Origin of the sequence: Streptomyces sp. NPDC058469, from assembly GCF_042721125.1 — a bacterium.
GTDB lineage: Bacteria > Actinomycetota > Actinomycetes > Streptomycetales > Streptomycetaceae > Streptomyces.
The window spans coordinates 1-12,642 of record NZ_JBHXME010000237.1 but is presented as its reverse complement, the minus strand read 5'-3'; the positions used below and the strand labels follow the sequence as shown (position 1 = coordinate 12,642).

General features: G+C 69.3%; 11 protein-coding genes. 10 read left to right on the top strand and 1 reads right to left on the bottom strand.

All coding sequences use genetic code 11. The features are described from left to right. From ACFWP5_RS49030 to ACFWP5_RS48995, 8 genes are all read left to right on the top strand, one after another. Window positions 1–490: hypothetical protein (locus tag ACFWP5_RS49030; protein ID WP_384172798.1), on the top strand; the 490-nt coding region annotated here is incomplete at its 5' end. Window positions 491–1,179: 689 nt separating this feature from the next. Next, window positions 1,180–2,208, top strand: a complete 1,029-nt coding sequence (locus ACFWP5_RS49025; protein WP_384172795.1) for a LacI family DNA-binding transcriptional regulator — start codon at window positions 1,180–1,182, stop codon at window positions 2,206–2,208. A gap of 106 nt (window positions 2,209–2,314) precedes the next feature. Further along, the gene (locus tag ACFWP5_RS49020; RefSeq protein ID WP_384172792.1) at window positions 2,315–3,544 is read left to right on the top strand and encodes an extracellular solute-binding protein; all 1,230 of its coding nucleotides are present in this window, start codon (window positions 2,315–2,317) and stop codon (window positions 3,542–3,544) included. Further along, on the top strand, window positions 3,537–4,541 hold the full coding sequence (locus ACFWP5_RS49015; protein WP_384172789.1) for a carbohydrate ABC transporter permease: 1,005 nt from the start codon (window positions 3,537–3,539) through the stop codon (window positions 4,539–4,541). Before ACFWP5_RS49020 ends, ACFWP5_RS49015 begins: the two co-directional genes overlap by 8 nt. Window positions 4,542–4,548: 7 nt before the next feature. Then, entirely contained in the window at window positions 4,549–5,415 is an 867-nt protein-coding gene (locus tag ACFWP5_RS49010; protein ID WP_384172785.1) for a carbohydrate ABC transporter permease, read from the top strand. Continuing rightward, window positions 5,412–6,245 (top strand): ThuA domain-containing protein, encoded by an 834-nt coding sequence (locus ACFWP5_RS49005; protein WP_384172782.1) that lies wholly within the window; start codon window positions 5,412–5,414, stop codon window positions 6,243–6,245. Before ACFWP5_RS49010 ends, ACFWP5_RS49005 begins: the two co-directional genes overlap by 4 nt. Next, window positions 6,242–7,384: a Gfo/Idh/MocA family protein gene (locus ACFWP5_RS49000; RefSeq protein ID WP_384172779.1), complete on the top strand. Its 1,143-nt coding sequence runs from the start codon at window positions 6,242–6,244 to the stop codon at window positions 7,382–7,384. Before ACFWP5_RS49005 ends, ACFWP5_RS49000 begins: the two co-directional genes overlap by 4 nt. A gap of 77 nt (window positions 7,385–7,461) precedes the next feature. Beyond that, window positions 7,462–8,607 carry a Gfo/Idh/MocA family protein gene (locus tag ACFWP5_RS48995; RefSeq protein ID WP_384172801.1) on the top strand — a complete coding sequence of 382 codons (1,146 nt, stop codon included), beginning with the start codon at window positions 7,462–7,464 and terminating at the stop codon, window positions 8,605–8,607. Between the two features lie 488 nt (window positions 8,608–9,095). Here ACFWP5_RS48995 and ACFWP5_RS48990 read toward each other — a convergent pair whose 3' ends face one another. Then, window positions 9,096–10,322, bottom strand: coding sequence for a TetR/AcrR family transcriptional regulator (locus ACFWP5_RS48990; RefSeq protein ID WP_384172776.1), 1,227 nt, complete (start codon window positions 10,320–10,322; stop codon window positions 9,096–9,098). Between the two features lie 193 nt (window positions 10,323–10,515). On the opposite strand from ACFWP5_RS48990, the gene ACFWP5_RS48985 reads away from it, so the two are divergent. After that, window positions 10,516–10,698 (top strand): NAD(P)-binding protein, encoded by a 183-nt coding sequence (locus ACFWP5_RS48985; RefSeq protein WP_384172773.1) that lies wholly within the window; start codon window positions 10,516–10,518, stop codon window positions 10,696–10,698. A 360-nt stretch (window positions 10,699–11,058) separates the two neighbouring features. Then, a complete protein-coding gene (locus ACFWP5_RS48980; protein ID WP_384172770.1) occupies window positions 11,059–12,489 on the top strand; it encodes an FAD-dependent monooxygenase in 1,431 nt (476 codons plus the stop codon). Window positions 12,490–12,642 lie beyond the last annotated feature (153 nt).

Below are 12,642 nucleotides of genomic sequence, written 5' to 3'. Positions count from 1 at the left end.
GACGTGCGACGGTCCCCACCGGGGCGACGCCGTGGTCAACTTCGATCCCGGCACCGAGGATCCGGTTCGCAAGTGCCGGCAGCAATGGCAGGAGATGTTCGGCGAGCCGGCGCCCGGCACGCTCACCGCCTGCGTCGACAGCTCGCAGCAGGGCTCCATCGTGGTGTACGCCGGAGGCCGGGACCAGTGCGGACGCCACCGCGCGGACCCCTATCGCGGGCCGACCAGGGAGCAGCTCGGCCTCTCCCTCTTCCGCGCCGACATCAAGGCGCACTTCGCCGAGCGCACCTGTGTTCCCTACTCCGAATTCAGGAAGGTCGTCGGCCAACTCCTGGCCAAGCACAACCTCACCGGCTGGAAGAGCGGCCACTTCCAGACCGCCGACAAGGAACCGGAAGGTCCCTGCGCCGAGATCAACTACTACGACGAACCGGAACAGACGATCTGGCTCGGGGACCACAAAGCCGGCGACCCCCTCACCTGGCCATAGACGGACATCGCCCACACACCGCGAAGAGCGAGCGGCGGCGGCTCTTCTGCGACCGCCGCCGCTGTCATCTGCCCCGCCGTACTGCGCGCGCCCACCGATCCGACGTCAGGGCGACCGCTCAACTCCCAGTGAGAGCGGTCAATCTGCGTTGGGTCTCGTCGGTGACCGGCAGCGACAATTGATCTGACCTTCCCCGACAGAAGGGTCCGTCCGTTCATGGGGTCGGGCCGCCGTCCTTGAGCAGAAGCCACCCGCCGAGGCCCATGCTGCGGGACGCTCCCACGCCGGCGGCAGCGCCGCCCACCGGTGCGAAGCTCGACGGCATTTCACCGTGGCGGCCAGCAGCGCCGTGAACCGCGAACGGGTCCCGACACGCATCCATCGCCGCACGCGTGGGGGGAGTTCGCATTCCACCCATCAACTCCCCATTCTGCGGCGGGAGTTGTCCAAGGCGTCCCCTTTTGAGGGCTGCGCGCTTGAGCGTGACGTTCGACAAGGCACGGAAAGACCGGACGCGTGAGACGCGGGTGAACCCGGACGTTGTCTCGTCACGTTCGAGTCATGGCCCCGCTGAATGTTTTTCCTGCACGACCCTTGCCGTCGTTCGCGGCCCCTCCCTACAGTCTCGTCCCAGTCAGTCGATACGTATCGACATGTATCGACGCCGAGGAACGGAGGGAGGTGCTCGCATGGTGACAAGTCGGGATGTTGCCCGGTTGGCGGGCGTCTCCCAGAGCACGGTCTCCTACGTCATGAGCGGACGCCGCTCGATATCCCCCGAGACCCGACGTCGGGTCGAGGAGGCGATCGAGACGTTGGGGTTCCAACCCAACGCGGGTGCGCGGGCGTTGGCGAGTCAGCGCAGCCAAGTCATCGGGCTGGTCGTGCCGTTCGCGCCGGGGGCCGACATGACGGGGGTGCTGCCCTTCATCGAGACGATCACCAAGTGCGCCCGGGAAGAGGACCACAACGTCATCCTGGCCACCGAGGACGAGGGCGCCGAGGGCCTCACCCGGCTCAGCGACCAGTCCCTGTGCGACGCGATCGTGCTGATGGAGGTCGGGTCCAAAGACCCGCGCATCTCCCTGGCGGCCGGGCTGAGCGTGCCCGTCATCCTGATCGGCGTACCGGACGACCCCGCCGGCCTGTACTGCGTCGACCTGGACTACACCCTGGCCGGGCGCATGGCGGTGGACGAGCTGGCCGACTCCGGGCACGACCGTGTCGTCCTGCTCGGCTACCCGCGTGATGTGATGGCGCGCGACGTCAACTTCGTCCGCCGTTTCTTGCGGGGAGCAGAGGAATCGGCCGCCGCGCACGGCATCGCCTACGCCGAGGTAAGCCCGCTGGACACCAGCCGCGCCGGAGCCGAGGCCGCCCTGGACGAGGCGCTCACGGAACCGGTGCCCGGCGGTGGCGGCAGGCTCGGACTCGTCGTCCCCGACCCCCAGTTGATCCAGCCGACCTTGCAGAGCCTCCTGGACCGCGGTCTGGTTCCAGGACGCGACCTGTCCGTCATCGGACTGTGCACGGACCGGACGGCCGAGACCTCCACGCCCCCCGTCACCAACCTCTCGCTGGAACCCAGGGACGTCTCGCGCCGCGCGATGAGGATCCTGTTCCGGCTGCTGAACCGCGAGAGCGTGCCCACCCCTTCGACCGTTGAACTGGTGACCCCACATCTGACGCTGCGTCAGACCAGCCTGCCTGCCCACTGATCCCCACTTTTCGTGTCAAGGGGGATGACGCGTCACTGCTGTCGATACGCATCGACACCCCCCGCGCGGTCCGCCCGAGACAGCGCCGATCGAGGAGAGAACGAACATGGCTCAACGACGAGCGATCCTCAGCCGAACAACACTGACGGTGGCCCTCGCACTCCTGGCACCGCTCTCCCTGAGCGCCTGCGGTTCGAGTACCGGATCGTCCGGCGGCGCCGACACACTGCGGGTGATGGACTACTACGCCGATCAGCCCGACAAGGGGATCTACGCGAAGGTCCTGGACGCGTGCGGGCAGCAGAACGGCGTGAAGATCAAGCGGGAGGCCGTGGCAGGCCCGTCCCTGATACCCAAGGTGCTGCAACAGGCCTCGTCGCGGACCCTGCCCGACGTCCTGATGCTCGACAACCCCGACCTGCAACAGATCGCCGCCAGCGGCGCCCTCGCCCCGCTCAGCGACTTCGGCCTGAAGGCGGACGGATACGCCGAGGGCGTGGTGGACGCCTCGACCTACCAGGGCAAGGTCTACGGCCTGCAGCCGGTGACCAACACGCTCGGCCTGTTCTACAACAAGGACATGCTCACCAAGGCGGGGGTCAAGCCGCCCACCACCTGGGCCGAGCTCAAATCAGCCGCCAAGAAGCTCACTTCGGGCAAGCGGTACGGCATCGCCTTCGCCGCACCGGCCACCTACGAGGGGACCTGGCAGTTCCTGCCCTTCATGTGGTCCAACGGTGGCGACGAGAAGGACATCGCAACTCCCCAGGTCGCACAGGCACTTCAGCTCTGGATGGACCTGGTCAAGGACGGATCGGCCTCGAAGTCGGTGGTCAGCTGGGCCCAGGCCGACGCCGACGACCAGTTCGCGGCGGGCAACGCGGCCATGATGATCAACGGCCCCTGGCAGTTCCCGATCCTCGACAAGAAGAAGAGCCTGCACTACGGCGTCGTCCAGATTCCCGTGCCCAAGGCCGGCGCAACTCCGGTCGTCCCCCTGGGCGGTGAGACCTGGACCATCCCGCAGACCGGCAACGCGCAACGCCAGGAGAAGGCGGCCAAGGTCGTCGCGTGCCTCAACTCCGACAAGAACCAGTTGTCGCTCGCCGAGCAGCGCCAGACCGTGCCGACGAGAACCGCACTGATGGACAAGTTCGCAGCCGAACAGCCCAGGATGAAGGCGTTCACCGACCAGGTGCGCAACGCCCGTGCCCGCACCGGTGAGTTGGGCAAGGACTGGCCGAAGGCGGCCACCAAGATCTACACCGCGATACAGACCGCACTCACCCAGGGCGCGTCTCCGGCGAAGGCACTCAGGCAGGCCCAGGATGGCTGACGTGGAAAGGCGGGCGGTACGGACCGTAGGCGCCGAGACGGCGCCCAAGTCCCTTGCCCCGTCAGGCGGAACGGCAGGCGGAACACCCCACAACCACTCCTCCTGGCGGCCCAAACGCAGCCGGCGGCGCCAGTCCCACCTGCTGTTCCTGCTCCCCGCCCTGGCCTACATGGTGGCCTTCTTCGGCTACCCGGTCGTGAAGAACGTCGTCATGGGGTTCCAGCACTACACGACGACCACCTTCTACACCGGCCAGGCGCCCTGGGTCGGCCTCGCGAACTACCGGGCCGTCATATCGTCCTCCGTCTTCGACAAGGCACTCCTCAACACGGTGCTGTTCACCGTGGGTTCGATCGCGGGGCAGTTCCTCACCGGTCTGGCGATCGCCCTGTTCTTCCGCCGCAGGTTCCCGCTGAACGGCGTTCTGCGCTCGCTGCTGCTGTTGCCGTGGCTGGTGCCGCTGATCGTCTCCAGCGCGGTGTGGCGCTGGATCCTCGACCAGGACAACGGCGTGCTCAACCGGTTCCTCGGCGCCCTGCACCTCGTACAGGACCGTCCCGGCTGGCTGACCAGCACCTCGCTGGCGCTGTTCGCGGTGATCGTGGTCAACATCTGGATCGGGATCCCCTTCAACGTCGCGATCCTCTACGGCGGACTCCAGGACATCCCCGAGGAGTTGTACGAGGCGGCGGCCCTGGACGGTGCGACGGGCTGGCGGGCGTTCCGACACGTGACCTGGCCCCTGCTGCGGCCCGTGGTCAGCGTGGTGCTCGTCCTCGGCGTCGTCTACACGGTCAAGGTGCTGGACGTCATCCTCGGGCTCACCAACGGCGGCCCGGCGAACGCGACGCAGACCATCGCCAGTCAGTCCTACCAACTCTCCTTCCAGCAGTTCGACTTCGGACAGGGTGCCGCGCTCGGCAACATCCTCATCGTCATCTCGCTGGTCTTCGCCGTCCTCTACCTGCGCGCGAACCGCCGCGCCGTCGAGCAGTGAGGCCGTCATGGCAACTGTCACGCACACCTCCGTCCCACCGGTCACGCACACACCCGTCCATCGGCGCTCCCGGCGGCGGCCATGGGGATACACCGCGATCGGCGCGCTGATCCTGGCCGTGATGCTGTTCCCGGTCTACTGGATGGTCAACGTCTCCCTCCAGCCGGCCAACACCGCTGTGAGCACGCCCTGGTTCCCCACCCACCTCAACTTCGACGGCTACGCCACCGCGCTGAGCCAGCAGGGGGCCAACCTCCTGACCAGCCTGGTCGTTGCGGTGGGGAGCGTGGTGTTCAGCCTGATCATCGCGAGCCCGGCAGCGTACGCACTCGCCCATGTCAACGCGCGCTGGGTCGGCCCGGCGCTGTTCGGGATCCTGATCAGTCAGATGGTCCCCGGCATCGTCGTGGCCAACGCCCTCTACAGCGCGTACAACGATGTCGGGCTGCTCAACTCGATCCCCGGTCTGATCCTGGCCGACTCCACCGCGGGCATCCCCTTCGCGATCCTGATCCTGCGGGCCTTCATGGGCAACATCCCGATCTCGGTGATCGAGGCGGCCCGGGTGGACGGCGCGGGCAGGGTCCGGGCGTTCGTGTCGATCGTCCTGCCGATGAGCAGGAACGCCCTCATCACGGCGGGGCTGTTCACGTTCCTGTTCACCTGGAGCGACTTCCTCTTCGCGCTGACCCTGACGACGACCGAGGACGTCCGTCCCGTCACCCTCGGCCTCTACCAGTACCTCGGCTCCCATGTCAGCGACTGGAACGCGGTGATGGCCACCGCGACCCTCGCCTCGGTCCCGGCACTCGTGCTGCTCCTGGTGGCACAGCGCTACATCGCCACCGGCGTGACCGGCGGAGCCGTCAAATGACCCGCCCCCAGGGCGACTTCGGAGAAAGGCAGAACACCCCTGTGACCACGTCTTCCGCACCGCCCCCGGCCCCGATCCACGTGACCGTGTGGGGCGAGAACCGCCACGAGAAGATCGAGGAGCACGTGGCCAAGATCTACCCTCAGGGCATGCACACCACGATCGCCGAGGGCATCAAGGAGAACCTCGGCGACGCCTGCACCGTACGCACCGCGACGCTGGACGACCCCGAACACGGCCTGACCGAAGAGGTTCTCGCCTCGACCGACGTCCTCACCTGGTGGGGACACGCCGCCCACGCCGAGGTGTCCGACGAGGTCGTGGAGCGGGTGCACCGGCACGTGCTGTCCGGCATGGGCCTCGTGGTGCTGCACTCCGGCCACTGGTCGAAGATCTTCGTCAAGCTCATGGGCACCAGCTGCACCCTGCGCTGGCGCAACGAGCACGACCGCGAGCTGGTGTGGACGGTGAATCCCACGCACCCGATCGCCCAGGGAGTCCCGCATCCGCTCGTCGTCGACGAGGACGAGATGTACGGGGAGTTCTTCGACATCCCCGCCCCGGACGAGCTGGTGTTCGTGAGTTCGTTCACGGGTGGCGAGGTGATCCGCAGCGGCTGCACGTTCCGCCGCGGCCACGGCAGGATCTTCTACTTCAGCCCAGGCGACCAGGACTACCCCGTCTACCACAACAAGGACATCCGCCGGGTGATCGCCAACGGCGTCCAGTGGGCGCGTACGGACCGCCCCGAGCGCAGCCACCCGGTGCTGCTGCGCTACGACACCGACGACTTCTTCAACGGCACCGACTACTCGGGGCCGCTTCGATGACCCACCGGACCATCCCCTGCGGGCCCGACAACCCCCTGCGCGTGCTGGTGGTCGGTGCCGGCTCCATGGGACAGCAGTGGCTGACCACCGTCACCGCCGCACCCGAGGCCGAACTCGCCGGCATCGTCGACCTCGACCTGGACACCGCCCGGCGGTCCGCCGCCGGCCTGGGCCGGCCGGACCTCCCGGTCGGCTCCGACGCGGTCGCGCTCGCGGCCGACACCGGCGCCCAGGCCATCATCAACGTGACGGTTCCGGTGGCCCACCACCCCGTCACCACCGCCGCGCTGTTCGCCGGCCTGCCCGTCCTCGGCGAGAAGCCGATCGCCGACACCCTGGCCCACGCCCTGTCGCTGGCCGCCGCGGCCGAGGTGAGCGGCGAACTGTTCATGGTGAGCCAGTCACGGCGCTGGAACCCCCAACTGTTCGCCCTGCGCGGGATGTTGGGGGAACTCGGCGCGATCGGCACGCTGACGACCGAGTTCTTCAAGGCTCCGCACATGGGCGGTTTCCGCGAGGAGATGGCGTACCCGCTGCTGATCGACATGGCGATCCACGCCTTCGACTCGGCCCGCTTCCTGCTCGGCGCGGACCCGGTCTCCGCCTACTGCCAGGCGTACAACCCGCCATGGAGCTGGTACGACGGCGACGCCGCCGCGAGCGCCGTCTTCGAGATGGAGGGCGGTGCGCGCTATGCGTACAACGGCAGTTGGTGCAGTCCGGGCGCCGAGACCTCGTGGAACGGCACGTGGCGGGCGAGCGGCGAGAAGGGCTCGGCGCAGTGGGACGGCGACAACGAGCCCGTGCTCGTCGCCGACGTACAACCCGCCGAGCGGCCCCGCTCCCCGTACTCCGACATCGCCGGAGCGCTGGGGGTCTTCGTCGAGTCCCTGCGGACCGGCAGCACGCCCATGGGCGAGGTGCACGAGAACACCGTGAGCCTGGCGATGGTCGAGGCCGCGGTGGAGTCGGCCCGGACCGGACAGCGCGTACTCGTCGACGACGTCCTCGACCAGGCGTACGCGGTGGCTCTCCGCGAGGAGACCCGCCCCAACGTGCGTGCCGCTCTTGCCGGTTGGCCGTCGGTACGCGCCGCCCTCGCCCCGCACCAGACACCGCCCGCCACCGCGTCCGCCTGACGCCCTACCGATCCGGAGACCCCGTGCCCCGCCCTTCGCCCGACCCCGTGCCCGGCCGCCCCCGCCTCGGGGTGGCGATGATCGGCCACTCGTTCATGGGAGCCGTGCACTCCCAGGCCTGGCGCACCGCGCCCCGCGTGTTCGACCTGCCCTTCGACGTCGACATGACCGTCGTCTGCGGCCGTGACCCGAAGGGCGCGGCGCAGGCCGCCGAGCGGCTGGGGTGGGGCGACTGGGCGGCCGACTGGCAGGAGGTGGTACGACGCGACGACGTGGACGTCGTCGACATCTGCACCCCCGGCGACTCCCACGCCGACATCGCGATCGCCGCCCTGACTGCCGGCAAACACGTGCTGTGCGAGAAGCCCCTCGCCAACACGGTCGAGGAGGCGGAGCGGATGGCGGCCGCAGCGCAGGTCGCCGCCGAGGCCGGCGTCCGGTCGATGGTCGGCTTCAACAACCGGCGCGTGCCCGCACTGGCACACGCCGCCCGCCTGATCGCCGAAGGCCGGATCGGCGAGGTGCGGCACGTCAGGGCCCAGTACCTCCAGGACTGGATCGTCGACCCGGAGTTCCCGCTGGTGTGGCGGCTGCGCAAGGAACGGGCCGGATCCGGCGCGCTGGGTGACCTCGGATCGCACGTCATCGACCTGCTCCAGCACCTGACCGGAGAGCGGCTCACCGGGGTGTCGGCGACGCAGGCCACGTTCGTCACCGAGCGACCACTCCCGGCGGAATCCAGCGGGCTCTCGGCCCGCGCCGGGGAACAGCGCGGACAGGTGACCGTCGACGACGCGACCGCGTTCACCGGTCGGCTGGAAGGGGGCGCACTCGTCGTGGCCGAAGCCACGCGCTTCGCCACGGGGCGCAAGAACGCGATGCGGATAGAGGTGAACGGCTCAAGGGGGTCGCTCGCCTTCGAATTCGAGTCCATGAACGAGCTCCTGTTCTACGACGCGACCGACCCGGAAACGGAGGCGGGATTCCGCCGGATCCTGGTCACCGAGCCCGCACACCCCTACCTGGATGCCTGGTGGCCGCCCGGCCACGGCCTGGGCTACGAGCACGCGTTCGTCCACCAGGTCCACGACTTCCTGACCACGGTGGCGAACGACGGGAGTGACCCTCGCCCGTCGTTCGCCGACGGCCTCCAGGTCCAGTACGTCCTGCAGGCCATCGAACGCAGTGCCGCGGACTCCTCCCGCTGGACGAGCATCGGCTGACCACACGACACCTCCCGGCGGGGGTACCCTGCGCTCGCCGGTTCGGTCGGGGCCGGTGCGGATACGAATGGCGGTGGCGCCGAACCCGGTGCCGGAGCACACCCCCGGATCGGGTCGAACCCATACACCACTTCTCTGGACGCAACCCAGAACTCGGTCGTACTCCTTTCCTCTCAGGCTGCGTACGAGCCGGTCTTCTCACTTGTCGCGCAGCGACGCCATCTCGGGAGTTCCCCGCTGCGGGTGGCCGACCGTCTGCCAGAAGCGAAGCGCCGCACCGCATCGGAACCGGGGCGCGCCGGCCTGAGGACCGGCGCGGTCAGATCCGGGTTCGCGTCCTGAGTGGCATGCGGCAGCAGAGGCAACCAACGAGGCTCCTACGACCGCGAGTTGAGACGTCGAACACCTCCCTCAACAGCACGGGAGCCTCGCGCACTGTTCGGTAACTCCATGCCGTTGAGACGCCCCTGCTCGTCGACGCGGTGTGTTCAGGCCGGGCGCGCGTGGGTGAGGCAGGCGGGCCATCCGCGCTCCAGCAGGCGGATGATGGCTTCGAGGGCGTGGCGGGGGTCGGGGCTGGTGCGTGCGAGGTCGGGTGCCTGCAGGATGTAGCGGGCCAGGAGCCGGACCGAGGGGTCGCCGTGGGGCAGTCCGGTCTGCTCGGAGATGACGGTGGTCAAGGGGCCTTCGGCTGCGGCCCAGGTTCGCCGTGCGTGCTCGCTCAGTTCCGGGGTGGCATCGATGAGGGCGACCGTTCGCCGCCGGCCGGGAGCGAGGTGCTGTTTGAACGGGCCGCGCATGGCGATGCGTTCGCCGAGGGCCCGGGGGATGGTGTACCCGGGCGGGCGGTGCTCGACGGCGTCGACGAGGGCGGCGATGTGGCCGGCCCGGTCTCCGGTGAAGAGCAGGCTGGATTTGCCCTCGGGGAAGTAGCTGAAGAGGGTCCCGATCGAGGTGCCGGCGGCTTCGGCGATCTCGCGGACGCCGACGTTGTCGTATCCGCGTTCGGTGAACAGGTCGAACGCGGCGTTGCTGATGGCTTGGCGGGTCTCGGCCTTCTTGCGCTCGCGCAGCCCGGGGGGCCTGGCGGGTGTCGGGTCCGCGGCGGGTGCAGGGGTGGTGGTCGAGGCGCGTTGCAGTTCTGGGGCGGGCCAGCCGTCGGCGAGCAGGGTGATCGCGGCGTCGCGGGTGCGTTGCTCGTGGGCGCGGTCCGGGGCTGCTCCGCGGTCGAGGACGAACCGGGCCAGTGCGCGTGCGGTGATGGCGGCGTCGGGCGCGTCGGGTCCCGCGTCGGCGAGGGCCGCGGCCAGTTGCTCCTCGTGGCTGAGCCACATGCGCCGGGCGTACTCCCGAAGGGCCGGGGAACTGGAGACGAGCCGCTGGAAGGCTTCCCTGCGTGAGTCGGCGGGCTCTTGCAGGGCGCGTTCGCGCAGCCAGGTCCCGAGAGCATCGAGCGGCGCTGTTCCGTCCGGCCGCTCGCGCACCGCGCCGACCAGGCCGGTGCGGATGTCGTCGTCCATATCGAAGACGAGTGACTCCTTGGTCGGGAAGTGCTTGAACAGGCCGCTCATCGACAGGTCGGCGGCCTCAGCGACGTCTTTGACGGTGACGCCGTCGTAGCCGCGTTCGAGGAAGAGCTCCAGCGCGGCGTCCGCGATCACCGTCCTGGTGTGTGCCTTCTTGCGCTCTCTGCGTCCGGTCGTGGCCTCGGTCATGTCCGCAGTCTACCCACGCAGACTGAAACGACCACTCCAGTTGTGTCGTTATAGTTTTAGAGCAACACTACTAGTGTCCTTGTTTTTGTCGAAGGGGGCTGATCGTCATGCCCTCGGCAGCCAAGGGCAGCCCACCGGCCGCGCAGAAGACCAGCTGAGCCCGCCCGTCCTCCACCTGAACGGGGAGACCCCCATGACCACCGCCCACCACGCCATCGCGGTCATCGGCGCCGGCCTCGGCGGCCTGGCCCTCGCCCACGTCCTGCACACCCGCGGCATCGAGCCAGCCGTGTTCGACCTGGAGGCCGACCGGCATACGCGCACCCAGGGCGGCATGCTCGACATCCACCACGCCTCCGGGCAGATCGCGCTGTAAGCGGCCGGGCTGCACGAACAGTTCCAGGCGATCGTCCACCGAGGCGGCCAGTCCTTCCGCCTGCTCCACCCAGAACGGATACGACGGCGGCGTGCGCGCTGTCGAAGCACTACGCCCCGTCCTCGGGGCCCTGCAGATCGCCGACGTCGCCGCCCAGGTCGCTTTCAACCTGCACACCGACTTCGCCGACCAGCGCGAACCGGCCCCGCCCCGCACCAGAGCGCGGCGCTCGCCACCACCTTCGACCAGCTCATCGCCCGGTCCACCGCGCTGGCCCGTTGCGCCCAGCACCGTGACACCCCCTGGGCGGACACCGATCCACCCCTTCACCACACCGATCCCAGCCGAAGGAGCACGACCATGGACACCGATGTGATCATCACGGGCGCAGGCCCCGCAGGACTGACGCTCGCGACCGAACTGGCCCTGGCCGGCGTGCGCCCGATCGTCGTCGAAGCACTCGTCGAGCGCAGCGGGCAGAGCAAGGCGATGAACCTCCAGCCCCGCACCGCCGAACTCCTCGCTCTGCGCGGCCTGCTCGCGGCCGCCGACGACCAGGCGATCGGGAGGATCGACGACGGACACTTCGCCGGCGTCCCGCTCGACTACACCGCGCTGGAGACCCGCTACCCCTACCAGGTCGGCATCCTGCAGGCACGCGTGGAGCAGGTCCTCGAAGACCGCCTGGCCTCCCTCGGCGGCCAGGTCCACCGGGACTGGCGGCTGACCGGGTTCGAGCAGGACGACACCGGCGTGAGCGTCCACGGCCCCCAGACCCTGCGAGCGCGCTACCTGGTCGGATGCGACGGTGGACGCAGCACCGTGCGCAAACTGCTCGGAGTGGGGTTCTCCGGTACCGACGCCACCCGCTGGAACACCGTCGCCGACGTCGTACTCGAGGCGGGCTCGGCGGCGCCGCCGAGCGCAGTGACCAGGATGGGCCAGGCCCGACGCGTACGGCCCGACGGAAGCTTCGCCAGCGTCGTACCGATCGGCGAGCCGGGCCTGTACCGGTTCGTCTACTCCGGCACCGCCGACGACCCGGCCGAGGACCCCACTCACAAGGAGGTGACCGACCGCTTCCACACCTTCTACGGCGACGAACACAAGCTCGTCGCCATCCGCTACGCCTCGCGGTTCGGCGACGCCGCGCGCCAGGCCGAGAAGTACCGGGTCGGCCGCGTGTTCCTGGCCGGCGACGCCGCCCACGTCCACCTGCCCATCGGCGGCCAGGGCATGAACCTCGGCATCCAGGACGCCTTCAACCTCGGCTGGAAACTCGCCGCCGTCCTGACGAACCGCATGCCCGAAAGCCTGCTGGACACCTACGAATCCGAACGCCACCCCGTCGGCGCCCAGGTACTCGACACCATCCGCGCGCAGGCCACCGTGCAGACCCCCGAACCCGGCCCCAGGGCCATGCGCGAGTTCCTCGCCACCCTCCTGGCCCTGCCCGCCGCCAACCGCGTCGCGGCAGGAATGATCAGCGGACTGGACATCGGCTACGGCGACTCCGGCCGCATCGGCACCCGCCTGCCCGACTTCCCGATCCGCGACGGGTGGGCCAGCGGCCTGTTCCACACCGGCCGCGGCGTACTCCTGGCCACCGACGAGAAACACCTTGCCCCCGCCGGCCGCTACCAGGACCGGATCACCCCGGCCCTGGTCGAGCACCTGCCCTGGGACGATGTGGAGGCACTCCTGGTCAGGCCGGACGGATACGTGTGCGCGACCGCACCCGACGACCAGATCGACCAGGCGCTCCCGACCTGGTTCGGCGCCGCCGACTGACCTGTTGAGACGGGCGGAGGGTGAGATCCCCGGCTCGCTCGTCATCTACCGGAACGTATTGGAGTGGCGGCTCGACCCGCGCCGGGGGGACACGGCTGCCGGGAGCTGTCGACGGCCGCAGGGGGAAAGTCGAGGGCCTTCACTCCACGTAGC

Coding starts and splice junctions, on each gene's coding strand:
- ACFWP5_RS48990 (WP_384172776.1), bottom strand. CDS start 10,322: ATGACCGAGGCCACGACCGGACGCAGAGAGCGCAAGAAGGCACACACC.
- ACFWP5_RS49000 (WP_384172779.1), top strand. CDS start 6,242: ATGACCCACCGGACCATCCCCTGCGGGCCCGACAACCCCCTGCGCGTG.
- ACFWP5_RS49010 (WP_384172785.1), top strand. CDS start 4,549: ATGGCAACTGTCACGCACACCTCCGTCCCACCGGTCACGCACACACCC.
- ACFWP5_RS48980 (WP_384172770.1), top strand. CDS start 11,059: ATGGACACCGATGTGATCATCACGGGCGCAGGCCCCGCAGGACTGACG.
- ACFWP5_RS48995 (WP_384172801.1), top strand. CDS start 7,462: ATGATCGGCCACTCGTTCATGGGAGCCGTGCACTCCCAGGCCTGGCGC.
- ACFWP5_RS49005 (WP_384172782.1), top strand. CDS start 5,412: ATGACCCGCCCCCAGGGCGACTTCGGAGAAAGGCAGAACACCCCTGTG.
- ACFWP5_RS48985 (WP_384172773.1), top strand. CDS start 10,516: ATGACCACCGCCCACCACGCCATCGCGGTCATCGGCGCCGGCCTCGGC.
- ACFWP5_RS49025 (WP_384172795.1), top strand. CDS start 1,180: ATGGTGACAAGTCGGGATGTTGCCCGGTTGGCGGGCGTCTCCCAGAGC.
- ACFWP5_RS49015 (WP_384172789.1), top strand. CDS start 3,537: ATGGCTGACGTGGAAAGGCGGGCGGTACGGACCGTAGGCGCCGAGACG.
- ACFWP5_RS49020 (WP_384172792.1), top strand. CDS start 2,315: ATGGCTCAACGACGAGCGATCCTCAGCCGAACAACACTGACGGTGGCC.